Source organism: Streptomyces sp. NPDC033216 (assembly GCF_055577115.1).
In genome coordinates this window covers 1-24071 of sequence record NZ_JBVIQK010000025.1, presented here as the reverse complement: position 1 = coordinate 24071, position 24071 = coordinate 1, and the positions used below count along the sequence as shown (strand labels likewise).

Annotated in this window: 18 protein-coding genes; 14 read left to right on the top strand and 4 right to left on the bottom strand. The window is 70.7% G+C overall.

Annotated features, from left to right (window positions below):
- The first annotated feature begins 94 nt into the window (after positions 1–94).
- The 6 genes from ACZ5Y0_RS31195 (at position 95) to ACZ5Y0_RS31170 (ending at position 7928) form a co-directional block, all read left to right on the top strand.
- Positions 95–598: a VOC family protein gene (locus ACZ5Y0_RS31195; RefSeq protein ID WP_469132024.1), complete on the top strand. Its 504-nt coding sequence runs from the start codon at positions 95–97 to the stop codon at positions 596–598.
- The gene (locus ACZ5Y0_RS31190) at positions 595–1548 is read left to right on the top strand and encodes a hypothetical protein (RefSeq protein WP_386716575.1); all 954 of its coding nucleotides are present in this window, start codon (positions 595–597) and stop codon (positions 1546–1548) included. Before ACZ5Y0_RS31195 ends, ACZ5Y0_RS31190 begins: the two co-directional genes overlap by 4 nt.
- Positions 1549–1595: 47 nt before the next feature.
- Entirely contained in the window at positions 1596–2495 is a 900-nt protein-coding gene (locus ACZ5Y0_RS31185) for an LLM class flavin-dependent oxidoreductase (protein WP_469132023.1), read from the top strand.
- Positions 2492–3367: a PhzF family phenazine biosynthesis protein gene (locus ACZ5Y0_RS31180; protein WP_469132022.1), complete on the top strand. Its 876-nt coding sequence runs from the start codon at positions 2492–2494 to the stop codon at positions 3365–3367. Before ACZ5Y0_RS31185 ends, ACZ5Y0_RS31180 begins: the two co-directional genes overlap by 4 nt.
- A 120-nt stretch (positions 3368–3487) precedes the next feature.
- Positions 3488–5281, top strand: a complete 1794-nt coding sequence (locus tag ACZ5Y0_RS31175) for a gamma-glutamyltransferase family protein (RefSeq protein ID WP_469132021.1) — start codon at positions 3488–3490, stop codon at positions 5279–5281.
- 64 nt (positions 5282–5345) lie between these two features.
- Complete coding sequence (locus tag ACZ5Y0_RS31170; RefSeq protein ID WP_469132020.1) at positions 5346–7928, top strand: ATP-binding cassette domain-containing protein; 2583 nt, start codon at positions 5346–5348, stop codon at positions 7926–7928.
- Positions 7929–7958: 30 nt separating this feature from the next.
- Here ACZ5Y0_RS31170 and ACZ5Y0_RS31165 read toward each other — a convergent pair whose 3' ends face one another.
- Positions 7959–9119, bottom strand: coding sequence for an FAD-dependent monooxygenase (locus tag ACZ5Y0_RS31165; RefSeq protein WP_469132019.1), 1161 nt, complete (start codon positions 9117–9119; stop codon positions 7959–7961).
- Between the two features lie 190 nt (positions 9120–9309).
- Between ACZ5Y0_RS31165 and ACZ5Y0_RS31160 the strand changes: the two genes are divergently transcribed.
- Complete coding sequence (locus tag ACZ5Y0_RS31160; protein WP_469132018.1) at positions 9310–11625, top strand: chorismate-binding protein; 2316 nt, start codon at positions 9310–9312, stop codon at positions 11623–11625.
- A gap of 39 nt (positions 11626–11664) precedes the next feature.
- On the opposite strand, the gene ACZ5Y0_RS31155 is transcribed toward ACZ5Y0_RS31160, so the two are convergent.
- Positions 11665–13110 (bottom strand): flavin monoamine oxidase family protein, encoded by a 1446-nt coding sequence (locus ACZ5Y0_RS31155; RefSeq protein ID WP_469132017.1) that lies wholly within the window; start codon positions 13108–13110, stop codon positions 11665–11667.
- A 207-nt stretch (positions 13111–13317) separates the two neighbouring features.
- Here ACZ5Y0_RS31155 and ACZ5Y0_RS31150 point away from each other — a divergent pair, with 207 nt between their 5' ends.
- Complete coding sequence (locus ACZ5Y0_RS31150) at positions 13318–14139, top strand: Rossmann-fold NAD(P)-binding domain-containing protein (RefSeq protein ID WP_469132016.1); 822 nt, start codon at positions 13318–13320, stop codon at positions 14137–14139.
- A 187-nt stretch (positions 14140–14326) separates the two neighbouring features.
- Here the strand turns inward: ACZ5Y0_RS31150 and ACZ5Y0_RS31145 are convergent, their stop codons facing one another.
- The gene (locus ACZ5Y0_RS31145) at positions 14327–15721 is read right to left on the bottom strand and encodes a homogentisate 1,2-dioxygenase (RefSeq protein ID WP_469132015.1); all 1395 of its coding nucleotides are present in this window, start codon (positions 15719–15721) and stop codon (positions 14327–14329) included.
- Positions 15722–16262: 541 nt separating this feature from the next.
- Positions 16263–16898: a TetR/AcrR family transcriptional regulator gene (locus ACZ5Y0_RS31140; RefSeq protein ID WP_469132014.1), complete on the bottom strand. Its 636-nt coding sequence runs from the start codon at positions 16896–16898 to the stop codon at positions 16263–16265.
- 588 nt (positions 16899–17486) lie between these two features.
- On the opposite strand from ACZ5Y0_RS31140, the gene ACZ5Y0_RS31135 reads away from it, so the two are divergent.
- The 6 genes from ACZ5Y0_RS31135 to ACZ5Y0_RS31110 all read left to right on the top strand — a co-directional run bounded on the left by ACZ5Y0_RS31135 (position 17487) and on the right by ACZ5Y0_RS31110 (position 23245).
- The gene (locus ACZ5Y0_RS31135) at positions 17487–18440 is read left to right on the top strand and encodes a D-2-hydroxyacid dehydrogenase family protein (protein WP_469132013.1); all 954 of its coding nucleotides are present in this window, start codon (positions 17487–17489) and stop codon (positions 18438–18440) included.
- Between the two features lie 26 nt (positions 18441–18466).
- Complete coding sequence (locus ACZ5Y0_RS31130; protein WP_469132012.1) at positions 18467–18949, top strand: nuclear transport factor 2 family protein; 483 nt, start codon at positions 18467–18469, stop codon at positions 18947–18949.
- Positions 18950–19005: 56 nt separating this feature from the next.
- Complete coding sequence (locus ACZ5Y0_RS31125) at positions 19006–19305, top strand: putative quinol monooxygenase (protein WP_469132011.1); 300 nt, start codon at positions 19006–19008, stop codon at positions 19303–19305.
- Between the two features lie 33 nt (positions 19306–19338).
- Positions 19339–21510, top strand: coding sequence for a CocE/NonD family hydrolase (locus ACZ5Y0_RS31120; RefSeq protein ID WP_469132010.1), 2172 nt, complete (start codon positions 19339–19341; stop codon positions 21508–21510).
- Between the two features lie 274 nt (positions 21511–21784).
- The gene (locus tag ACZ5Y0_RS31115) at positions 21785–22027 is read left to right on the top strand and encodes a DUF2283 domain-containing protein (protein WP_469132009.1); all 243 of its coding nucleotides are present in this window, start codon (positions 21785–21787) and stop codon (positions 22025–22027) included.
- 879 nt (positions 22028–22906) lie between these two features.
- Positions 22907–23245 (top strand): thioredoxin family protein, encoded by a 339-nt coding sequence (locus tag ACZ5Y0_RS31110; protein ID WP_469132077.1) that lies wholly within the window; start codon positions 22907–22909, stop codon positions 23243–23245.
- The last annotated feature ends 826 nt before the right edge of the window (positions 23246–24071 follow it).

Genomic DNA, 24071 nt, shown 5'->3' with positions numbered 1-24071 from the left:
TCCATGGGTACGGCATTGACTGCGGTCCTGGCCGCTCCTTAGCCTCTCTTTTCGGAACCCTGCGATAAACCATCCTCCCAAGGAGTGTCGCACCATGCGAGAAACCTCGGCCCCCACACTGGAGGCAGCACCCTCCGCGAAACTGGTGCCGGCGATGCACCACCTGGGCATCCAGACCGGCGACCTGGACAACTGCCTGGCCTGGTACAGGGACTTCTTCGGCTGCGCCGAGACGTGGACGCTCACCACCTTCTCGGATCTCACCCTCAGCAGGCTCCCGGGCATCACCCGGCTCACCGAGGTCACCGTCGCCGACGTCCGCTTCCACCTGTTCGAACGCACCGGGCACGAGCCGGTGCTGCCCGGCGGTAGCAAGGCCCAGTTCCAGCACGTCTGCCTCGCCGCCGGATCCCCCGAGGAGCTGCGAGCCTGGCGTGACCGCTGGCTGGATCTGTACCGCTCGGGCCGCTACCACTTCGCGACCGACGAGCAGCCCACGGACATCGTGGTCGACGCGGACGGGGTGCACAGCTGCTACCTGTTCGACCCCAACGGCCTGGAGTTCGAGTTCACCTACGTCCCGGGAGGTGCCGCATGAGCGCCGGGCCGCGCAGGACCGTCACCGAACTGCCGGTGGCCGAGGGCTGGGACTTCGGGGACTTCCCCTACGGCCTGGAGCCGCTGACCCTGCCCGAACCCCCGCACCGGCCCGCGGCCGACGTCCCGGACGTGCTGTGCGCGGAGCCCGCCGCCGGTTCGGCCGGGCCGCCCTGCCCGCGCACCGGACCGGCTCCCGGCCACCCCGAACTGGCCCACCAGCTCTTCTGGTTCCGTTGGATCACCGGGCACCAGGTGACCTTCGCCGTCTGGCAGTTACTCGGCCACGCACTGCACCAGGCGCACGAGCGGCCGGACCCCGCCCCCTCGTTGAAGGCCATGACGGAACTCACCCGGGCCTACACGGCGATGCTGCTCTACACCAGCTCCTGCCCCAAGGACGTCTACGGCGACGTCATCCGGCCCAGCATGTTCCTCCAGCACCGCGGCTTCAGCGGCACCTGGGCACCGGACTTCGCGCCCGTGCGCCGGCTGCTGCGCGGCAGGAAGACACCGTGGCACGACACCCCCGAGGGCGGACGGCTGGCCGACGAGGTCCGCCTCTACCACCTGGTGCACTCGGGTGTCGCCGCGAAGCTCGTACCCGGCGGCAGGTCCCTGCTCCAGGACACCGTCCCGGCGGCCCGGCCCCACGACCCCCGGCTGCAGGCGCTGGTCTACGACAACTACTTCCTCACCCTGCGCGCCGACGTGCCGACCGCCGAGATCCTCGACCAGCTCCGGCGCCGACTGACCGCGGTGCGCCTGGACGTCTCGGTCAACGGCCTGTACCCCGGACTGACCGAGCCCGAGGACGCCGCGCTCCCCGAGGAACTGCGCAGCGAGGACGCCCGGGCCTGCGAACGCGACTTCGACGCCGTGCTCGCCCGCGTCGACGGCCTGGCCGCCGCGCTCGACGAGCGGTTGCTCCACGGCAGCATCGCCCGCTGAGCCCGCGCCCCCCCCGGACACACGACAAGGAGAGGAGCTGACGGACCGTGCGGCACGGAGTCGTCGTCCTGCCCGAACAGCGCTGGTCACGGGCCCGCGAACAGTGGGTTCGCGCCGAGGAGTTCGGATTCGACCACGCCTGGACCTACGACCAGCTGATGTGGCGGTGGCTGCGCGACGAACCCTGGTTCGGTGCCGTTCCCACCTTGGCGGCGGCGGCCGAGGCCACCTCCACCCTCACCGTGGGCACCATGGTGGCCACCCCCACCTACCGGCACCCGGTGACGCTGGCCAAGGACGTGATGACGCTCGATGACATCGCCGGCGGCCGCTTCATCTGCGGGCTGGGAGCCGGGGCCGGCGGCCTCGACGACCGCGTCGTGGACCCGACCGCCTACTCCCCGCGGCAACGTGCCGACCGTTTCGCCGAGTTCGTGGAGCTGCTCAACGAGCTGCTGACCCGGCGCAGCACCACATACACGGGTACCCATTACGACGTCCGGGAGGTGCCCATGCACCCGGGCTGCCTGGCCACGCCCCGGGTGCCGTTCGCCATCGCGGCGACCGGGCCGCGCGGCATGCGGCTGGCGGCTCGCCACGCCGACCTGTGGGTCACCGCGGGGCGGCCCGGCGACTTCGACGCCCGGCCGTACGAGGAGACGCTGCCGGAGATCAAGGAGCAGCTGGCACGCCTGGACGAGGCGTGCGAGCGGACCGGACGCGACCCCTCCACCTTGCGCCGACTGCTGCTCACCGGTGCCATGGTGGGCGGCACCCTCGACTCCGTCGAGGCGTACCGCGACGCCGTCGGCCGTTTCGGCGAGCTCGGCATCACCGACTTCGTCGTGCACTGGCCCCGGCCGTCCTTCCCCTACCGGGGCAGCATGCGGGTGCTGGAGCGGATCGCGCGCGACGTGCTGACCGGCCGCAGCGAGGAGCAGCCGTGATCGACTACGAGATCGTCGACATGTTCACCGGCACCCCGTTCGAGGGCTGCGCGCTCGGGGTCGTCCCGGACGCGAGCGCACTCGACGACGCCGGCATGCAGGCCGTCGCCCGCGAGGTCGGTCTCACCGAGACCGCGTTCGTCCTGCCCCCCGGGAGGGCCGGTGCCACCCACCGGGTCCGGATCTTCACCCCGCAGCGGGAGTCGCCGTACGGCGGGCACTCCGCCGTCGGCACGGCCGCCACCCTGGTCCGCCTGGGCCGGCTGCGGGCGGGGGAGCTGGTCCAGGAGTGCGGCGGGCGGCTGATGGCGGTGCGCGCGAGCGCCCACCGGGCCACGCTCGCCGTGCGCGGTGAGCCGGCGCCGCCCGCCGCCTGGGACGCGGAACCGCTGCTGGAGGCGTGCGGACTGACCGGGGACGATCTGGTGGCCGAGCCGTGCGTGACCGGTTTCGGGCCGGCGTTCCACGTGCTGCCCGTCGCGAGCGGGGCGGTCGCCCGCGCCGTGCACCAGCCGGCGCACCCCGTGTGGGCCGACTGCCCCGACGCGGTGGTGGTCGCCTACGACAGCCGCCGCCGGCGGGCCGACGTGCGGGTGTTCGCTCCCGGGTACGGCATGCCGGAGGACCCGGCGTGCGCCTCCGCGGCCCTGGGTCTGGGCGCCTGGCTCGTCCGTGCGGGCCTGGTGCCGACGGCGCACGGCACCAGCGCGTACCAGGTCCGGCAGGGGGCGGGACTGGGCCGTCCGGCCCGGCTCGACTGCGCCGTGACCGTGCGCGAGGGCCGGGCGGTGGCTGCCGAGGTGACCGGAGAGGTCGCGGCCACCGGCACGGGCCGCATGCACCTGCCCCGCACGGCGGCAGTCGCCCGCTGAACCACCGCTTCCCGCACCACACGGTACGGAGAGCTCGTCAGGGAGAGCACGGCGAAGAAGAACCCGCCGAAGAAGAACCCGCCGAAGAAGAACCGGTACGAACAGGAGAGGAACCCGACTGTGTTGTTCCGTCCAGAGCTGCGCGGCACCCGGGGCGCGGTCGCCTCGACCCACTGGCTGGCCTCGGCCGCGGGCTTCCGCATGTACGACAAGGGCGGCAACGCGTTCGACGCGGCCGTCGCCGCCGCGTTCGTCATCCAGGTCGTGGAACCCCACCTCAACGGGCCCGGCGGAGACGTGCCCGTCCTCGCCCACCGGGCCGGGTCCGGCCGCGTCGACGTCGTCTGCGGCCAGGGCCCCATGCCCCGGGCGGCGACCATCGAGCGGTTCGAGCAGCTCGGCCTCTCCGTGGTGCCCGGCTCGGGACTGCTGCCCGCGGTGGTGCCCGGCGCCTTCGGCGCGTGGCTGCGCGTCCTCGCCGAGTACGGCACCCTGAACCTGGAGGACGTCCTGGAGCCGGCCATCGGCTACGCCGAACACGGGTACCCGCTGCTCCCCAAGGCGGCGGCGATGATCGGGGCGCTGCAGGAGCTCTTCCGCGAGGAGTGGACCGAGTCCGGTCGCACCTACCTGGTCCGCGGGGGAGCACCCCGGCCAGGTCAGCGCATGACCAACCCCGACCTGGCCCGGACCTACCGGCGCCTCCTCGACGAGGCCAGGGCGGCCGGCGCCGACCGCGACAAGCAGATCGACGCGGCCCTGCGCGCCTTCTACGAGGGCTTCGTGGCCGAGACCATCGACCGCTACCTCGCCACGGCCGAGGAGATCGACGCCACCGGCCGCCGCCACCGCGGCCTGCTCACCGGGGCGGACCTGGCCGGCTGGCGAGCCACGGTCGAGCCCTCGCTGCACCTGGACCACCGTGGCCTGTCGGTGCACAAGCCCGGTCCCTGGTCGCAGGGCCCGGTCTTCCTCCAGCAGCTCGCGCTGCTCCAGGGCTTGGACCTCGCCGCCATGGGACCGGTGAGCGCCGAGTTCCTGCACACGGTCACCGAGGCGGCCAAACTGGCCTTCGCCGACCGCGAGGCCTGGTACGGCGACCCCGCCCACGCGGACGTGCCGGTCGACGACCTGCTCGACCCCGCCTACAGCGCGGCCCGCCGTGAACTGATCGGCCGCCAGGCCTCCACCGCACTGCGACCGGGCTCGCCCGGCGGCCGGACGCCGGTGCTGCCCCCCGTCCACGACGAGTCCGCCGGCCCCGCCGGCCCCGCATGGCTCGGTGAGCTGGAGGAAGGCATCCCGGCCGTGGTGCGCTCCACGGCCGCCCGGGGCGACACCTGCTGCGTCACGGCCACCGACGCCCGCGGGAACATGGTCGTCGCGACCCCCAGCGGAGGCTGGCTGAAGAGTTCGCCGGTGGTGCCGGGCCTCGGGTTCCCGCTCGGCACCCGGGGGCAGATGGCCACGCTGACCCGGGGGCACGCCAACGCGCTGGCTCCTGGCAAGCGCCCGCGCACCACCCTCAGCCCGACCCTGGTGCTCCGGGACGGCCGACCCTGCCTCGCCTTCGGCACACCGGGCGGCGACCAGCAGGACCAGTGGACCCTGCAGTTCTTCCTGCGCCACACCGAACACGGCATGGGACTCCAGGAGGCCGTCGAGGCGCGGACCTTCCACACCGACCACGTACCGACGTCCTTCACCCCCCGGCGCTTCGCCCCCGGGACGGTCGTCCTGGAAGAGGGGATGCCCCAGGAAACCATCGAGGAACTGCGGCGGCGCGGCCATCAGGTGCGCACGGTCGCCGACTACAGTCTGAGCAAGGTCTGCGCGACAGCTCTGAGCAGTGACAACATGGTCACTGCTGTGGCCAGCCCGCGCGGCGCGCAGGCCTATGCCGTGGCGGATTGAGGACCGTTCTTGAGGGGATAAGTTTCCCTAGAGAAATCTTTTCGGCGGATGGAAGAGGAACGGCATGGTGTCCCACCTGTCACCGGACCCAGGTGACTTCATCGTTTTGGGGGAAGCACGGCAGAACAACCTCAAGGGCGTCAGCCTGCGCATCCCGAAGGGACGGCTGACCGTCTTCACCGGCGTGTCGGGATCGGGCAAGTCCTCCCTGGTCTTCGGGACGATCGCCGTCGAGTCGCAGCGGCAGATGAACGAGACGTACCCCGCGTTCATCCGCAACCGGCTGCCCAAGTACGAGCGGCCCGCCGCCGAGGTCATCGAGAACCTCTCCACCGCCATCGTGATCGACCAGCGACCGGTCGGCGGCAACGCCCGCTCGACGGTCGGCACCATGACCGAGGTCCACGCCATGCTGCGGGTGCTGTTCTCCCGGCACGGCACGCCCAGCGCGGGCCCTTCGCACATGTACTCCTTCAACGACCCCCGCGGCATGTGCCCGCGGTGCGAGGGGCTCGGTTCCCGGCTGCGGCTGGACCTGAACCGGCTGCTGGACGAGGACAGGAGCCTCAACGAGGGCGCCATCCGCTTCCCCGCCTTCGCCGTCGGCACCTTCCAGTGGCAGCTGTACGCGGAGTCCGGCCTCTTCGACCCGGACCTGCCGCTGCGCGAGTTCTCCGCCGACGACCGCGAACTGCTGCTGCACGGCTCCGGGTTCAAGGTCGACCGGGCCGGACGGCACGGCGTCTACAAGAACGAGTACGAAGGGGTCGTGCGGCGCTTCACCCGCCGCTACCTCAAGGCCGGCCTCGACGCCCTCAAGGCGAAGGAACGGGCGGCCGTGGAAGAGGTGGTGACGGAAGGGCCCTGCGAGGTCTGCGGCGGCGCCCGGCTGGGACCGGCCGCGCTCGCGTCGCGCATCGCCGGCGACACCATCGCCGACTACTGCGCCCTGGAGATCACCGACCTCATCGGCCGCCTGGAGCGCATCGACGCGCCGTCGGTCAAACCGGTGGTGCAGGCGTCCCTGTCCGCGCTGCGCAGGATCGAGGCCGTCGGACTCGGCTACCTCAGCCTCGACCGTCGGACCAGCACCCTCTCCGGCGGCGAGGCGCAGCGCCTGAAGACCGTGCGTCACCTGGGCAGCAGTCTGACCGGGCTGACGTACATCTTCGACGAGCCGAGCGTGGGCCTGCACCCGCGCGACGTGCGCCGCCTGAACACGCTGCTCCTCGCGCTGCGCGACAAGGGCAACACGGTACTCGTGGTGGAGCACGACCGGGACGTCATCGCCGTCGCCGACCATGTCGTCGACATGGGTCCGGGCGCGGGCAGCCAGGGCGGCGAAGTGGTCTATGAGGGCTCGATGGCCGGGTTGAGCAAAGCCGGCACCCCGACCGGCCGGGCCCTGGACTCGGTGCCCGGGCTGAAGGAGCGACTGCGGGCCCCCCAGGGCAAGCTGACGGTCCGCGGTGCCCGGCTGCACAACCTCCAGGACGTCACGGTCGACGTGCCCACCGGCGTGCTGGTGGCGCTCAGCGGCGTCGCCGGCTCGGGGAAGAGCTCGCTCGCCCGGGAACTGGTCGATCGGCACCCGGACGAAGCGGTCGTGGTCGACCAGTCGTCGATCGGGATCTCCTCCCGCTCCACCCCCGCGACGTACACCGACATCATGGACACCGTCCGGCGCCTGTTCGCCCGCGCCTCCGGGGCCGACCCCGGACTGTTCAGCTTCAACTCGGCGGGCGCCTGCCCGGAGTGCCAGGGCCGCGGGGTGATCGAGACCGACCTCGCCTTCATGGATCCGGTCACCACCGTCTGCGAGCGCTGCGAGGGGCGCCGCTTCAACGACGAGGCGCTGCGCCACACGCTGTCCGGCCGGACCATCGTCGACGTCCTCGCCATGACGGCCGAGGAGGCGATCGCGTTCTTCGACGAGGACTCCGTCCGCCGCAAGCTGACCCTGCTCATCGAGGTCGGCCTCGGCTACCTCACGCTCGGCCGGCCCCTGTCCACCCTGTCCGGCGGTGAGCGTCAGCGGTTGAAGCTGGCACACCGGCTGCACACCTCCGGCAGCGTCTACGTGTTCGACGAACCGTCCACCGGTCTGCACATGGCCGACCTCGGCAAGCTGCTCGCCCTGTTCGACCGCCTCGTCGACGGCGGCAACACGGTGGTGGTGATCGAACACGACCTGGACGTGCTGAAGTACGCCGACTGGATCATCGACCTCGGCCCGGAGGCGGGCCGGCACGGCGGCCGGGTGGTGTTCGAGGGCACCCCCGCGGACCTGGTCCGCCGCCGTGACGTGCACACCGGCCGCTGCCTGGCCGAGGACCTCGCCGCGCACGGTCACCTCCGACCGGCCCGGAGCACCCGACGGCACACCGGGTGCTCCGGCGCCCCCGTGCCGCGGCCCGGCCGCACCACCCGACAAGGAGTTTCCATGCCCCTCATCCACGTCACCCTGCTGAGCGGCCGCAGCGAGGAGGAGATCGCCGCACTCGGCCGGGCCCTCACCGAGGCCGCGCACACCACGCTCGGCACACCCCGGGAGGCGATCCGGGTGACGGTGGACGAATGCCCGCCGCAACACTGGTTCGTGGGCGGCACCTCGGTGGCGGACAAGAAGGCGGCCCGGGACGGCTGACCCGTCCCGGGCCGTCCCGGGCTCCGCGGCTCAGGCCGCGTCGGCGAAGCGCCGGCGGATCCGCCCGACGTGCTCGGCGTCGACCGCGGGCAGATCGTCCCGGGTGAGCCGGCCGCTGCGCGTCAGCAGGTGCGCGTTGAAGGCCTCCGGCGGCAACCCCACGCACCGGTCGATGTTCTCGAACCACTCCAGGCTCGTCAGCGCGATCCGCTGCATCCGCTCAACGGCGGGCCGCCGCTCGGCCTCGTACGCCGCCAGCGCCTCGGGCACCGTCCGGTGCTCGTGCAGGGCCGTGGCGAGGGCGAGCCCGTCCTCCATGGCCAGCTTGGTGCCGGAACCGATCGAGAAGTGCGTCGTGTGCGCGCTGTCACCGAGGAGGACGAGGTTGCCGTGGCTCCAGTTCCGGTTGCGTACGGCCGTGAAGTGGCCCCAGTACGACCGGTTGCCCCACAGCGCGTGCCCGTCCAGCAGACCGGAGAAGTACCGCGCCACCTGGTCGATGCCGTCCCGGTCGCCCACGGGGTCCGCGGGCCGGCGCTCCGCGGACCGGAAGCCGGCCGCCCGCCAGACCGCGTCGCCCACCTCCACGATGAACGTGCTGCGACCGGGCGCGTACGGGTAGGCGTGGGCCTGTACGGGGCCGTGCTCGGTCTCGACGACGGCGAACGTCAGCGCGTCGAACGGGCGGTCCGTGCCGAGCCACATGTACCGCGAACCCGCCTCCTGCCGCTGCGTGCCGAACGCGGCCGCGTACCGGGCCCGGGTGCGCGACCCCACGCCGTCCGCCGCGACGACGAGGTCATGGGACGCGCGCAGCCGGGACACCCCCGGCGCCGGGGTGCCGAAGTGCAGGCGCACCCCGAGAGCGGCGCAGCGCTCTTGCAGGAGTCGCAGCAGGGTGTGGCGGCTGACCGCGGCGAACCCGTACCCCTCGTTGCGCTGGGTGCGGTCCCGGTAGTGGACGTCGATCCGCGTCCACCGGGCGAACTCGGCCGTGACGGCCTCGAACAGGGCCGGGTCGGCGGCCTCGATGCCGCCGAGGGCGCCGTCGGAGAAGACGACCCCGAACCCGAACGTGTCCCGGGCCGCGTTGGCCTCCCAGACCTCCACGACGTCGTGGGGCCGCAGGCGCTTGACCAGGCAGGCCGTGTACAGCCCGCCGGGACCGGCTCCGATCACCGCTATCCGCATGACACCTCACTGGGGCTCTGAGGGGAGGGTGGACGTGCCGAACATGATATCCGAACGGAAACGAATGAAGCGTCAACCGCCGGACACTACAGACGAGTTACCGCTTCGAGCCGCTCCATTCATTTCCCGAGCGTAACCATTCTCGTTGTCACGTCACCTGCCACCGAGTCCCTCAACGAAAGGGCGCCTCATGCAGGAAACTCCGACGCCTACCCCGCTCCCGGTGGCCGATCTGGCCGACCTGTTCTCGGCTCCCGACCCGCCGCCCTTCGCTCTCGTGCGCCGCCACCCGCACGACGGAAGTGCCGGTGACCCGTTCGACGTGTACATCGGCACCATGCACACGGTACGGCGGGTGACGGACCTGCCGTCGGGTCCACCCCGGCCGGGCGGCGGGCCCCATGCGCTCGCCGTGCTGCCGTACCGGTGCCTGGCCGAACGTGGACTGGACTGCCGTGACGACGGCACCCCTGTGCGGGTCCTGAGGATCCGTCGGTGGCACACGGCCGACACCGCCGCGCTCACCGCGGCCCTCGCCGCCGTGCGGCCCGCGGGAGGCCTCCGCTGGGAGGAGGCGGGCTTCGACGACACCGACGAGGAGTACGCCGGCCGGGTGCGCGACCTCCTGGCCCACGAGGTGGCGCGCACCGGCCTGCACGTCCTCATCAGGCGGGACTTCACCGCGCGACTGCCCTGCCACGGGGCCGCCGCCGTGGGGGAGCTGTTCCGCCGGCTGTCCGCCGCCGAGCACGGCGCGCACTGGACGTTCGCGGTCCACACCGGGGGTCCGCGCGGCGCCGCACTGGCCGGCGCCTCCCCGCAGGGTCACGTCAGCGTGGAGCGGGGCCGGGTGGTGATGCACCCGATGTGCGGGACGCTGCGCCTCCCGCCCGGTGGCCTGCCTGCCGCCGAGGACCTGGCCGCCTTCCTGCGCGACCGCAAGGAGACCGAGGAACTGGGAGCCGTGGTCGACGCGGAGCTGGCCATTCTGTGCCAGGTCACCACCGGGGACGTACGGCTTGAAGGTCCCGGTCTGCGTCCGTTGGCCCGTGTGCTGCACACCGAGTGCCGCATCAGCGGGACCGCCGCGCTCGACGTCCGGCACACCCTCGCCGGCACCCTGTTCGCGGCGACCGCGGTGGGCCGTCCCTTCGCGGAGGCGTGCAGTGTCATCGCCCGGCGCGAACCCTCCGGACGCGGCTACTACGGCGGTTCGATCGCGCTGCTGGGCCACGACGCCTCAGGCTGCGAGCAGGTGGACACGGCCGTGCTCATCCGCACCTTCGAGCTCTCCGGGCGGGGCACGGTGAAGCTGTCGGTCGGAGCCACCGTCGGGCCGCGCTCGGTGCCCGCCGACGAGGCGGCCGAGACCCGCGCCAAGGCATCGGCCCTGCTGTCGGTTTTCGAGAGCACCGCAGCCACCGCCCCCGGTGACACCGCCGCCGGCCGCCGACGGGCGGACCCCGGTCCCGGCGACCCCGTGCCGCACGACGCGCCGGCGGGACGTGACACCCCGGCCGCAGCACAAGGCGACGGGGCGTCGGGTGGCCGCACACCCGGCCACCGGCGCACCGGGCCCCGCTCCACCGTCCCCGTCGACCCGGCGGCGTGGCCGTCGGTGAGCGCCGAACTGGACCGGCGCCGTGCGCTGCTGTCCGCCCACTGGCGGGGCCGGTCGCGGCCGGGCGGCCGGCCGGCTCCCGGCGGCCCGGTGCTGCTCGTCGACGCGGGGGGCGAGGAGACGGCGGCGCTCGCCGTCATGCTGCGCGGACTCGGCCGCGCCGTCGAGGTGTGTTCCGCCGAGCACGTGGCCCACGCGACCGGGGTGCGCCCTGGGGACCCCGTGGCGCCCGACGCCCGGGTCCGCTCCGCTGACTTCGCGGTCCCCGCGGTCCGGGTGCGTCCCCGGGACGCGGTGACCCGCGCCACCGGGCTTCGCTCCGCGGACCACGGTATGCATGGCGCCGGGACGCGTTCCGCGGACCCCGTGGCCCGTGCCACCGGGACACGGTCCGCGGGGCCCACGGCCGACGGCGGCGCGCACCGTGCCGTGGACCCCCTGGCGCCCGGGACCACGGTGGTCGTCGGGCCGGGCCCCGGCGACCCGTTCGCCATCGGCGACGACCGCATCGCCGTCCTGCGCGCCCTGGTCGCCGGCCTGATGTCCCAGGGGACGCGCACCGTTGGCGTCGGACTCGGCTTCCATCTCCTGCTCGCCGAACTGGGTCTGGCCGGATCCGTGCGGCCGCGGGGCGAGGCCGCCGCCCAGCTGGAGATCGACGTCCTCGGCCGGCGTGCGACGGTGGGGTACGGCGGCGCGTACGCCGTGCTGGCCGGCCCGCACACGCACGCCCTGGCCCGGCGGCTGGGACTGACCCTGTGGTACGGCCCCGCAGACGGCGAGCTGGCGGCCATGCGGGGTCCGCGTACCGGTGGCTGTGCGTTCCTCCCCGCGTCGGTGCTGAGCGTCGAGGGGGCGGAACTGCTGACCCTGCTGCTGGAGTGAGTTCGGGTGCCGGGCACCGGGCCGGGGGCCCCGACCCGGTCACGCGGCCGTTGTGCTCCCCAGTTCGAGGACGGTCCGCGCGGCCGACTCCAGCGCGAGCGTCATGGAACCGCCGTTGGGCTCGAACGAGGTGTGGTCGCCGGCGAAGTGCAGCCGGCCCTCCGGCCTGCGCATGGCCGGCATCAGGGAGCTGTGCCCCACCTCGGGCAGGATGTAGGCGCCTTCGATGTAGCGCTGCTGGTCCCAGACCACGGAGGTGCCGGTCTCGAAGTGCTTCCGGGCGCCGGGCAGCATCACCTCGACTTCGTCCAGGGCGAACCGGATCCGCTCCTCGGGGCTGAGCACGGCCAGGGCGCGGGCCCGCCAGCCGGTGATCAGGCACTCCAGTATCTTGCGGGGTCCGGGCAGCCGGGGCGTGGCGTCCCGCACCCATCGCACCGGCAGGTCCGTGGAGAAGCTCGCGTTGTCCTGGGGCCAGAACTGCCGGCGCATCTGGAGATAGACGCGCACGATCGACGAGTACTTCACCCGGCGCATCGCGGCCTGCTTGGCGTCGGACAGTGCGGCGTCGGTGAGGTCGATGTGCCGGATCGCGCTGAACGGCACGGTCACCACCACCCGGTCGGCATCCAAGGTGTGCATCCGGGTGCCGTGCAGGAAGGTGACCCGTGCGCCCGCGTCGTCCTGCGTGACGCGCACCACGGGAGCCCGGTAGCGGATGCGGTCCTTCAGCCGCTCGGCGAACGCTCGGGGGAACCGGTCGGTGCCGCCCCTGACCTTCGACCACCGGGGGTCGGCGTTGGCCAGGGAGTGCGGGCTGGCCTCGTGCCGCAGCCAGGACAGGGCCGAGGCGGTCTTCAGGTCGCCGCCGCGCATCTCCAGGAAGTGTGGCTCCACCAGGTCGATCGCCGTCGGCGAGGCACCGCGCTCGGACAGCACCTCGTACACCGACCGCCGGTCGTACGGTGCGAGCAGCGGGGTCGGCGCCCAGTCGGCCGCCGTGATGTCGGGCTCCAGCGCCTCGTAGGTGCGGCGCACATAACGGTCGATCATGTCGGCGACGCCCAGCCCCTTCTCGTGCGGGGCGAGCGGGAGCCCGGCGCGGTCGAGCGAGTCGGCGTCGGGACCGAAGAATCGGCCGCCGGCGAAATACGAGAACCGGCTGCCGACCAGGTCGGCCGTGTCCAGCTCCACACCCAGCTCGCGCAGGTAGTGCATGGCGTAGTGGCAGTGCGGGGTCAGGGTCATCGCGCCGGCCTCCGCGTACAGGCCGTCCGCGAAGGGCGCACGCAGGGTGTACGCCCGCCCGCCCGGACGGTCCGAGGCCTCCAGCACTGTGACGTCCCCGCCCCGCTCGGCCAGTTCGTACGCCACGGCGAGGCCCGACAGACCCGCTCCGATGACGACGACCCTGCCGGGCACCCGCACCCCGGGCATGCCCCGGTCGAACTCGCGACGCACGTCGGTCTGCGTGACCTCGGCCATCGGCTCTCCTCTCTCACCCGCGACGACGCGGGGGTGTCACGTCCATATGATTGAAAACAGGAAATCATATGGACGTATGGCGGGCGACAAAACTGGCCCAATTCCTACGAGTTTTCAGTACGCAGGCATGAAACGACTGCCGTGGGGCAATCGGATGCGCCTTGCGGGCGACCGTTGCCTTGCCACCCGCCCGTCGTTCACGAGGGCATGGGCACCACACCGATCCTCGTCCTCGGAGCGACCGGCTCCGCGGGCCGACGTGTCGCCGCGCACCTGCGGACCCTGGGCGTACCGGTCCGCCCCGCGTCCCGACACGGCTCCACCCGGTTCGACTGGCACGACCGTGGCACCTGGGAACCGGCGCTGCGCGGCGCCGGACGCATGTTCCTCATGGCCCCCGACGGCATCCCCGTCGACCCGGACTTGGCCGAACTGGCCGCGGACCTCGGGGTGGGGCACGTCGTCCTGCTCTCCAGCCGCGCCATCGAGACCATGGGGGACCAGCGGCTGATCGAGGCCGAGGACACCGTGAAGAAGTGCGGCGTGGCCTGGACGGTCCTGCGCGTCGACTGGTTCGACCAGAACTTCGACGAGGGGCCCTTCCGTGGAGCGGTCCTAGCCGGGGAGCTGGCGGTCCCGGTGGGGGACTGCCGGCAGGGATTCGTGGACCTCGACGACGTCGGGGCCGTAGCCGCGCGCGTCCTGACCGAGGACGGGCACACCGACCGGACCTACGAACTCACCGGGCCGCAGGCGCTGTCCTTCGCCGAAGCCTGCACCGTCATCGAGGACGTCACCGGCCGGCCGATGACGTTCCACGGCACCGAGGACGCCTACCGCGCCGCACAGGCCGCCCTCGGCCGCCCCGAGGAGTCCGTCGAACGGGAACTCGCCTCCTACTCGGCCCTGCGGGCCCTGGGCGACACCGAGCCCCTGGACACGGTGCCCCGCCTGACCGGGCACCGCGCCCGCACCTTCCGGGAATACGTCACCGACGCGGCGACCGGACCCGGCTGGCCCCGCCCCTGACCCGTCCGCCGCCGGCCCGGACCCCTCGGCGCTCCGCACGTTCCCACGTGTCTGGTGCTCCATCGCGGCCTGCTCGGCGTCGGACCGCGCCGGAGCAGCAGAGTCTGGAGCGTCCGTTCGGCCATGTCGATCCCGGGAGGCCGTTCGCCTGGGCCGGCGTCACAGCGAGCCGGCCCAGGCGGGGTTCTCAGTAACGGAATTGGCTCTGAAGGGTGGAGTTGCCGCTCAGCGTCTCGTCGGAGGTCTCCCCGATCGTCCGGGCGGCCTGGTCGGTGACGATCAGCGGCCACTGGGTCTCGACGATGAACAGCAGGCCGTCCGTCTGGAACGGCGTCTGGTCACCGTTGGTGCCGGCCTCCCAGGCATCCGCGCCAGGGCCGTGCGGGTTCATCGAGTTGACGATCGCCACCATGCCGTCCACGTAGCCGTCCGCCGCTGCACCGAGGCCGGCGGTGACATGCTTCGCCTGCTCGATGACGCCGACGAGCTCGGCATTCACGTTGCGGTGGTAGTACGGCGGGCGGAAGGCGTCCGTCACGACCCACTCCGGCGGAACGGCACAGAAGTCGATGGCGTTCAAACCCGGTGTCGCGGTCGTCGACGTCAGCGCCGTCAGCAGCGAGGGGTCGCGGTGGTCGAAGTTGACCGATGCCATCACCTGGAAGTCGCGAAGGTTGTAGACGTAAGGGACGCTGTTGCCGTGCCAGGCGACCACGTCCAGCGGCGAATGGTCGTATGTCGACGTCCAGAGGTTTCCGGCGACCTTGTGGATCACCTCGAACGGCCCCTCCGAGTCGTCGTAGGCCGCGGTCGGCGCCCGGAAGTCACGCGGGTTGGCCATGCCGCTCTGGCCGACGAAGCCCAGTTCCGGGAGGGAGAACGGCGTACCGAAGTTCTCGAACACGTAGCCGCGCACGAACCCGGTGCCGTCCTCGTCGCCGGGCGCACCGATGATCTCGACCCTGAACTTCATGGACCGAGGGATCAAAGCGATGTGGCCGGGTTCCACGGCCAGCAGGCCGAGTTCGGTGTGGATGAGCAGACCGCCGCGCTCTGGCACGATCAACAGCTGGCCGTCGGCCGTGCTGAACACCCGGTCGGTCATCGACACGTCGGCTGTGTAGAGGTGGACCGCCACGCCGGTGCGCTGCTGGGGGTCGCCGTTGCCCGCGAGCGTCCACAGACCCGCGACGAAGTCGGTTCCGCGGGCGGGAGCAGGCCGCGGCGCCCAGTACAGCGAGTGCGGGTCCACCACGGGCGTGTTCGTGAAGGGCGGGGTCAGCAGCGTCCCGTTGTCCATGCGCTCGAGGCGCGGACGCACGACGGACGGACGGATGCGGTACTGCCAGGTGCGGCGGGTGTTCGAACGGGTCTCGGTGAACGCCGTCTCGGACAGCAACTCCGTGTACAGGCCGTGGGGTGGGCGCTGAGGGCTGTTGATCCGGGGCGGCAGCGCCCCGGCCAGGGCCTCACTGCTGTGCTCGTTGCCGAAGCCGGAGGAGTACGTCAGTGTGGCGGCTCGCTTGCGGGCGCGCTCGCGTACGGCTGCCTCAGCCGCGTCCTGCTCGATGTGGGTCGTCATGGTCAAGCCCTTCTCCGTTGAACGACTTGCTCGCCACAGCCGACTCTCCGACGGAGTGTGCGGCACTGGGTCTGCTCATCCGCTCTCGCTCGTCCGACCTCGGAGAGCAGCGTGGCGAACAGCTGATAATTCTCTATCAGTTCGTGTGCGCACTATACAAGTGATAGGTGGCTATCAGTTGCGTACGCGGAGCTCGGGTGCCCTGTCCGTCCATGCGTGGAGCACCGTGGCGAGTCGAGCGACGACTGCTTGTTGTGAATTGTCGGCATTGAGCTGAGTGCGACTCATCGCCCACACTCTCTCCGCATCCGTCGGCGGTCGGTCGATCGCTCGCAAGGCGGACTCTCGGTGCTTCACCGTAAGAGCGAACGCCCGCACGGCGGGAATGGGGCGTATGGGATGATGTTGGCTGCTGGCCTGTGCAGCCCCGCCGACGGCTGAGCTCATGCGGTGCCGTCAGGTGGTCACGTGCCGCGGCAGCAAAAAGCCGCCCGGTGCGTGAGCACCGGGCGGCTGCCGCCGTTCAAGGACGCACTTGCGTCTACCTCTGGTGACGAAACGGATCCACGACGGCTTTCGCCGGCGGAAGAGGTCCCGCGGATGTAAGTTGCAGCGATTCCATGACAAGCCTCAGATAACGCTGCCAGCCCTCGCTTTCCGAATCCAGCGTAGGCACCACACTCAAGAGCATGAGAATAATCCGCAGCGTGTCCTTCTCGGGGTCCAGATCGGCTCGAAAAATGCCCTGCCGCTGTCCTTCTCTCATGATCCGGCTGACCGGCTCCACGAAAGACGACTGGATAATGTCCAGTGTCATCCCGGCCGGGTGAGTCACTCCAGCGCGGGCCGCGGCCCTCAAGGCGGCGTCGAAGGCGACGCGAACCCCTTCTCTCGGGTCCGGCTCGTTCACCGCCTTCACCAGGGCCGGAGCCAAGTCTGTGGCGAAGAGGTCCCAGACGACGCCGCGCAGCAGGTCTTCTCGCGTGGGAAAGCGACGATAGACAGTCGCCACCCCGATCCCGGCCACCCTGGCGATCTCCACTGCGGATGCCTGTGGGTTCTCTCGGAGCGCCTCACGAGCGGCGTCCAGAATGCGGCGGGTATTCCGAGCGGCATCACCGCGCGCTTTGGGTCGGCCTGCGCCAGTATTTTTCGACTTCTCCATTTCCCCGGGCATGTGCGAGAGGCTATCAGAGGCCGCATGATCGGCGCCGTCGGCATCCGGGCCTGCCGACCGCCGTACAAGCGGCAGCCCCGGGCCGCTCCCGTCGGGCGCAGCGGGACGTCCCCGTGACGAAAAGTCGCTCAGGATACTGGCATCGACCTTCTCAGGGCATTTCCGCGGTGCGTCCATTCATCTCCCTTCCGGTATGCGCCTGGGTGGTACGGAAGGGGCCGTTGTCGCGGTGGAGGCGGCCGCTCGGAGCGCGCCGACGGACCGTGCGCAAGCCGCGTCGCCGCCATGCACCGCGCCGGAGGTGTCGTGCAGCCTCGGATGACGACCACGGGCGCTGTGAACGACGGCCGCGAGGCGGCCTCGCGCGCCGCGCCCGTACGGGACCTGCTCTGCCGACGATCCCGATCGTGCGACAGTCAGCGAGTGATAGCCACCTATCACTTGCCTGTGGGTCAGGCCAACTGATAGACACCTATCGGTAAGTCCGGGGCAGCTGCGCGGGTCGACTTCGGCCGCGCTCGGCCGCAGCCCCGGATCAACGATGGTGGAGGACCTCTGGACCTACCACGCATCTCCGGAGGAGCCGAATTGAGTAATCCGCGCATCGCTGTGCTGGATGACTATCAGCGTGTAGCCAGGAACTATGCCGACTGGGATTCCCTCGACTCGCAGGTGGAGTTCTTCCACGACGCGTTTCCCGATGCCGACGCAGTGGTCTCAGCACTGACCGATTTCGATGTGGTGGTGGCGATGCGGGAGCGCACCCGCTTCCCCGCCGACGTACTGAGCCGCCTCGAACGACTCAAGCTGCTCGTCACCACGGCGCCGGCGAACGCCGCCATCGACGTCCCCGCCGCGAACGCCCAGGGCGTCGTCGTCTGCGGTACCGGATACCCCGACGTCGCCGCCACCTCGGAGCTGACATGGGGGCTGATCCTCGCCGCGGTGAGGAATCTGCCGACCGAGACCCGGCGGGTGCGCGAAGGTGCATGGCAGGTGACCGTCGGCACTCGGCTGGAAGGCAAGACGCTGGGTCTGCTGGGCCTCGGCCGGCTTGGTGCCCGTGTGGCCAAGGTGGCCCACGCGTTCGGTATGGAGACGATCGCCTGGAGCCAGAACCTCACCGCCGAGAAGGCCGCGGTGCACGGCGTGACCGCGGTGAGCAAGGAGGAACTGTTCACCCGTTCCGACGTCGTGTCCGTGCACCTGGTCCTCAGCGAGCGCACGCGCCACCTGATCGGTGCGGCCGAACTCTCCTCGATGAAGCCCACATCCGTGCTGGTCAACACGTCGCGTGGCCCCATCATCGACGAGGACGCCCTGGTCCACGCCCTACGGGAGGGCGTGATCGGAGGGGCGGCTCTCGACGTGTTCGAGGCCGAGCCGCTTCCGCCGCAGCACCCGCTCCGGACGCTCGACAACGCCACGGTGACCCCGCACATCGGATATGTGACCGACGGCAATTACAAGGTCTTTTACGAGGAGGCCGTCGAGGACATCGCGGCGTTCCTCGCCGGTGAGCCCATCCGCATCGTCAAGTAGACGACACAGCCCGGGAGGTACTTCATATGACTGACAGGCACGAGGTGACCGAGGTTCTCGCACGCTACGTCCGTGCCCTCGAAGAGCGTGACGCCAAGGCCGTCGCGGCGTTGTTCGCGCCGGACGGCGTGTTCGAGATCGTGAGCCGGTACGGCCGCGAGGACTACACGACCCGGGCCACCGTGGTCGGCCGCGACAAGATCCAAACCCTGATGGAGAGCGGTGTACTGCCCCCCGGCCGTGGCACGCACTACCTCACCACCGACCACATCGTGGAGATCGACGGGGACGAGGCGCGTATGGACGCCCAGTTCCTGACGGTCGAGTCCAACGCCGACAGCACGTCCGAGCAGGGCTGGACACTGGGAGCGGCCATGCTGCAGGGAACGCTGGCTCTCACCATGGTCGGCCACTACGCATCCGTACTGCGCCGGATCGACGGGCACTGGATGCTGACCTCGCATCGCGTGAAGCACAACCTCCCCCTGGCCGTTCCGCCGGCCACGTAGCCGCCCCGCGACCGCACACGAGATTCCTTCTCATCACTCGAACAAGAGGAAAGAACATGGCTGTCTGGGAAGTTGCCCGGCTCGCGGTTGCCGAGGGCACGGAAGACGACTTCGAATCCACTGTGCGGTCGCACGTTCCGCTTCTGCGCGACGCCGAGGGGTGCCTCGACGTGAGGCTGCTCCGAGCCGTCGACCAGGAGGGGACGTTCCTGCTCCTCCTCCAGTGGCTCTCCGTCGATCACCACATCGAGTACACGAAGACCGAGGACTTCGCCGAGTTCGCCGGTGCGGTGGGCCCGTTCTTCACCGCGCCTCCCGACACCTTCCACGCCGGCACCGTCATCGAAGGTCTGTGAACCGATGCAGGAAACGAACGACCGGGTGGAGATATGAGCGACTCCGGCTTCGCCGCTCGCGAACTGCTCAGCGGAACCTTCCTGGACGGCCCCTTCATCGGTCTGGGATATCGCACGCCAACCTGTGAGGGCGTCACCGACGAGCACGGGGCCTTCCTCTACCGGCCCGGCGAGACAGTGACCTTCTCCATCGGCAACCTCGTCATAGGGAGCGCGGCCGCGGCCACGCATCTGACGCTGGCCAGTCTGGGAGACGGTGGAATAGCGGGGGACCCCGATGTCACCCGCCCGGACACGGTCAACCGAGCTCGATTCGTCCAGAGTCTGGGACGTGAACTCGACCTCCGCGACGGAGTGCTGATCGACCAGCGCATCCGGGACGTCGTCGACGCACACGCCGACGGCATCTCCTTCGATTGCGACGTCGAGTCCTTCGAGCAGGCGGACTCCGTCCGCGCGGTCTTCAGCGAGAACGGGCTCCGCTTCCGCGGGGCCGCCGAGGCCCGCAACCACGTGCGGCGCGCCCTCGCGGGCATCAAGGTGATGCGGGACGTGCGGATCCCCGTCCGCGACGGGAGCTACCTCCTCGCGGACGTGTTCCGGCCCATCGAAGCGGGCAACTACCCCACCCTGCTCCGCCTGTCGGTCTACGGCCGGGCGTTCCAGGTGGGATCCATCCTCAGCGACGCCGACCACCAGGCGAGCGAGGAGCGGGAGGCCGCCTGGTACGAGGAGAGCCGAGACGGGATCTTCGCCTACTTCCGTCACTCGGAAACCGCCGTCAGCGCGAACGCCGGCGACTGGGTACCGCGCGGATACGTCGTCGTGCGCGTGGACGGCCGCGGCGTGGGCCGAACGCCCGGGACCGCCAGTCCCTTCTCGGTGCAGGAGTCCTTCGACTACTACGACGCCATCGAGTGGGCCGCCGAGCAGCCGTGGAGCGACGGCAAGGTCGGCCTCTACGGCGGCTCGTACAACGCGACCGTCCAGTGGAACGTGGCATCCCTGCGTCCGCCGTCCCTCAAGGCCATCGCCCCGCTCGCCTCGGACTCGGACGCCTACCGGGACCTGGCGTATCCGGGCGGCATCCTCCTGCACGACTACCGCAAGTGGTGGTGGACGGAGATGGTGGGCGGTGCGAAGAACCCCGAGTCCGACGCCGTCGACTTCGTCGGCGGGCTGGTCGACCACCCCTGGGACGACGAGTACTACCGCGGGGTCGGACTCCAGTCGGCCGACTTCTCCGGCATCGACATCCCGGTGCTCACCGCGGTGAGCCAGACCGCGCAGATCCATGGACGGGCCGGCTTCGAGGCTTTCGCGCAAGTGAAGTCCACCGAGAAGCAATTGCTGGTCTGGGACGCCGAGTACTCGCACCACATGTACCTCGACAGCCGGGCCGACATCGAGGCGTTCTTCGACCGGCACCTCAAAGGGCTCGAACCCGAACGCGAGCCGTCGCCGGTGCGCATGGTCATCCGTACCGGCGACGGGGGAGCGCAGTGGCGGGACGCGGCCGACTGGCCCGTCCCCGGCACGGAGTACCGGAAACTCTTCCTCGACGCCGGCGGCGAAGGCGGCCCCGGTGGCGTCGCCGACGAGCCGCCCGCGCGGATCTCCGCCGCCGAGTACTCCGCTGACGTCCGCGCGTCGGCGCCGAACCTGCCGATGGCCGTGTTCGAGACAGCCCCCTTCGACACGGACCTCGAACTCGCGGGCCATTTCCGGGCGACCCTGTGGGTGGCCTCCACGTCGTCGGACGCGGATCTCTTCGTCTCCCTGCGTGTCCTGGACGGTGACCGGGAGGTCCCCTACGGGACCCACGAGCCCAACCCGCTCGCGCCCCTGACCTGGGGCTGCCTGAAGGTCTCGCGCAGGGCGCTCGATCCCGGACGCAGCACCGAGGAACGCCCATGGCACACGCACCGGCGCGAGGACGCTCAGCCGCTTGCTCCGGGCGATGTCGTGAAAGTGGAAGTGGAGCTGCTGCCGGCCACCGCTCGCATCCCGGCGGGGCGTCGGCTGCGCATCGAGATCTCCCCGGCGGAGAAGGGGGGATCCGTCTCCGCGTGGGCACGCGCCTATGACGAGTCCTACCACCGTGGCGCCGTCAACCGCGTCTTCACGGGCGGGCCGCTGCCCAGCTCGGTCACCCTGCCGGTGATTCCCCGCCAGCCCGACCAGGGGCTTTCTCACGGATCATGAGAGGAGGTTCGAACAGCGGACCTGCCCATGTCGGCAGAACTGCTGCCTGCGACGATGCGGGGCATTCCTTGGGGCGGGCAACGAGGCGTTCCGCCGGGACCGGTCGGCCTTCTTCGAGGACGGCGCGCCGGCGTTCTTCGCTTGGACCGTTCGGGCAACCCCCTGTCCTACGTTCGGTCTCCATGCTCGACCGGGGCCACTCGGCGACCGCACGCGCCGAGACCGCGCCGGGCGACCTGCTGGCCACGCTCGAGAGACTTCAGGGAGGTCGAGCATGGCGGACGTCGACATCACCTACGACGCAGTGGCGAACGCCTCCATCCATCTCACCCGCGCGGGGGAGCAGCCGCAGTCGGCGCGCGTGTACCCCTGCGACCCGATCGAGATGAACGGAATGATCAATCTCGATTTCGACGCGGACGGCGTCCTGATCGGCATCGAGGTGCTGGACGCCCGCTCCGAGCTGCCGCGCCACGTACTCGACGCGGCCCGACGCCTGGACACCGGCGACGTGTGAGGCGACCTTCGGTGAGTACGCCGCTGGGTACGGGGCTCGGGTCCCGTACCCGGCGGCGTCGTGTCAGCCCGCCGTCACCCGGTCCTGGCACCGCAGCCGCCGCTCCGCACCCAGCCGCCGCTCCGCCCGGGCCTGTGAATCGCTCGGCTCAGTTCCGTAGTCGGTGGTGACGGTGCGTTCTCCTCATTGCAGGGGGATACGGTGACGGAGGAGGTCGAATCCGCTCATTGTCGCGGGCATGGCGGCGGGTGTTCACGGTCCAGGCCAGCGAGCGTGCGTCTTGAAGGCGCTCGGTCGAACCTGCGCTTCTCCGACAAGCGCATCGCTGACCTTGAAGGCTGGATCCCCGAACTCCAGAAGGCTTCCTGAACCATCTGACTGATGGAACCGGGCGGATCCAACGTGCAGCCATGGCCTCACATCGCGGTGTCGCCCGCATCCGCCTCGGCCTCAATGCCACGCCGGCATCGGTCCTGCCACCACAGAACCGTGGAAACAAGACGTCGCCGCCGGTCCACTAGTTCATAACTGTCAGCGATCAACCGCAAACGTCTGGCCGTATCTGCGGCGTCGGGTACCGAAGGACCGAGGCATAGACACTGTCAGCACACATGAGCGAGGTCATGGATCCGCGCGCCCGGCGCCGCGAGATCCCAGTCGATGAACGCCATCGGTCTCAGCTCACCACCGATCCGCCGATGGACCGTGTTCCTGTGCGAGACGTCGGGCCGGGCCGCTCGCGCCGGGGACCACCGTGGTTCTGCGACGGCCCCGTGCCTCCCTTCCGAGAGGTCAGCCGGAAGACCGACAGGGCCGGCCTGGCACACCGCGCGAGGGATGATGGGGATGGAACGATGGAACGTGAGCTCAGGAGGTTCCATGGCGAAGCGGGTTCACCGACCCCGTGAGGACGCGGAGTTCGATTTCATCCTCGGGATGAGCGGAGTTCCGGTCCTCGCATACTTCACCGGGACATGGCCCAAGGCGATCGAGCCCTGCCGGGTGATGGACCTCGTCGTGGGTGGCATCGCCGACGACTACGCGGGCCGTCTGACGGCCGTCCGCGCCGACATCACGCGTTGTCCGGCCGCGACCGAGCGATACGGGATCATCGGAGCCCCGTCCTACGTCTTGCTGAAGGAGGGAGAGGCGGTGGCCCACGGCACGGGGCCTATGACCATCGCCGAGGTACAAAAGTTCCTGGACGGCCACCTCTGAACGGCCGCTGCGGCACATGGCCGCGACGCCCGTCACGTCTCGTCCATGGGAGCTGCGCCGCCTGACCCTTGGGGGCTGAGACACCCCCACAGGTCACATAACGCCCGTCCAGGCGCACCACCAGTTCGCCGTCCAGGCCGTGTCTGCCGACAGCTGGGCGAGGGTCGCCGGGGGGGATCTCGGGGAACGAGCCGGTCACGTCCGTGCCCTGTCTGGAGCGCAGCAGCTCCCGCCGGTCAGCGTGCGCGGCGAGCTGGGGACGGTAGCCATCCCACTTCGGCTCGGCCGCCCAGGGCGGGGCTGTTCACGGCCGCGGTGAGCATGGGCTTGGGCAGCGTCCAGGACAAGCCGGATTCCCCCCCCCCCGCGTTCGTAGCGCAGTGGTTGTCACGCCTTCACCGCATGTGGGAGGACGCCGGTTCGAATCCGGTCGGCCCCATCCTGCTCTTCTTCCAGCAGTCGCTTCGTGCATCACTTCGCCGCCATTCTGCGCTCAGCCGTGGGACATACCCGGACCGCCGCGCTGCGCGCGGCCGCTGACGGCTGCAGCACCACCGAACTGGCCGCGCGACTCGCGTTTCCCGCCCGCCGCCAGCCAGCACGCCAAGGCGCTGCGCGACGCGCTCCTGATCACCACCAGCCCGGCGCGGTAGTTCCGTACTGCACACTGCCACCATCCTGGGCCGGGAACTGCTGGACGGAACCGGCAGCGTGGCGTGACCGCATGCCCTTAAGAGCGTGTCCTACATGGTCAGTTTGAGGAATCGTTTGTAGCAGCAGAGAGCTGCTGCCAGCCCGAGAAAGGCCAGGTAGTTGCCTGGTTTCC

Coding starts and splice junctions, on each gene's coding strand:
- ACZ5Y0_RS31195 (WP_469132024.1), top strand. CDS start 95: ATGCGAGAAACCTCGGCCCCCACACTGGAGGCAGCACCCTCCGCGAAA.
- ACZ5Y0_RS31190 (WP_386716575.1), top strand. CDS start 595: ATGAGCGCCGGGCCGCGCAGGACCGTCACCGAACTGCCGGTGGCCGAG.
- ACZ5Y0_RS31170 (WP_469132020.1), top strand. CDS start 5,346: ATGGTGTCCCACCTGTCACCGGACCCAGGTGACTTCATCGTTTTGGGG.
- ACZ5Y0_RS31165 (WP_469132019.1), bottom strand. CDS start 9,119: ATGCGGATAGCGGTGATCGGAGCCGGTCCCGGCGGGCTGTACACGGCC.
- ACZ5Y0_RS31160 (WP_469132018.1), top strand. CDS start 9,310: ATGCAGGAAACTCCGACGCCTACCCCGCTCCCGGTGGCCGATCTGGCC.
- ACZ5Y0_RS31155 (WP_469132017.1), bottom strand. CDS start 13,110: ATGGCCGAGGTCACGCAGACCGACGTGCGTCGCGAGTTCGACCGGGGC.
- ACZ5Y0_RS31150 (WP_469132016.1), top strand. CDS start 13,318: ATGGGCACCACACCGATCCTCGTCCTCGGAGCGACCGGCTCCGCGGGC.
- ACZ5Y0_RS31145 (WP_469132015.1), bottom strand. CDS start 15,721: ATGACGACCCACATCGAGCAGGACGCGGCTGAGGCAGCCGTACGCGAG.
- ACZ5Y0_RS31140 (WP_469132014.1), bottom strand. CDS start 16,898: ATGCCCGGGGAAATGGAGAAGTCGAAAAATACTGGCGCAGGCCGACCC.
- ACZ5Y0_RS31130 (WP_469132012.1), top strand. CDS start 18,467: ATGACTGACAGGCACGAGGTGACCGAGGTTCTCGCACGCTACGTCCGT.
- ACZ5Y0_RS31125 (WP_469132011.1), top strand. CDS start 19,006: ATGGCTGTCTGGGAAGTTGCCCGGCTCGCGGTTGCCGAGGGCACGGAA.
- ACZ5Y0_RS31120 (WP_469132010.1), top strand. CDS start 19,339: ATGAGCGACTCCGGCTTCGCCGCTCGCGAACTGCTCAGCGGAACCTTC.
- ACZ5Y0_RS31115 (WP_469132009.1), top strand. CDS start 21,785: ATGGCGGACGTCGACATCACCTACGACGCAGTGGCGAACGCCTCCATC.
- ACZ5Y0_RS31110 (WP_469132077.1), top strand. CDS start 22,907: ATGGCGAAGCGGGTTCACCGACCCCGTGAGGACGCGGAGTTCGATTTC.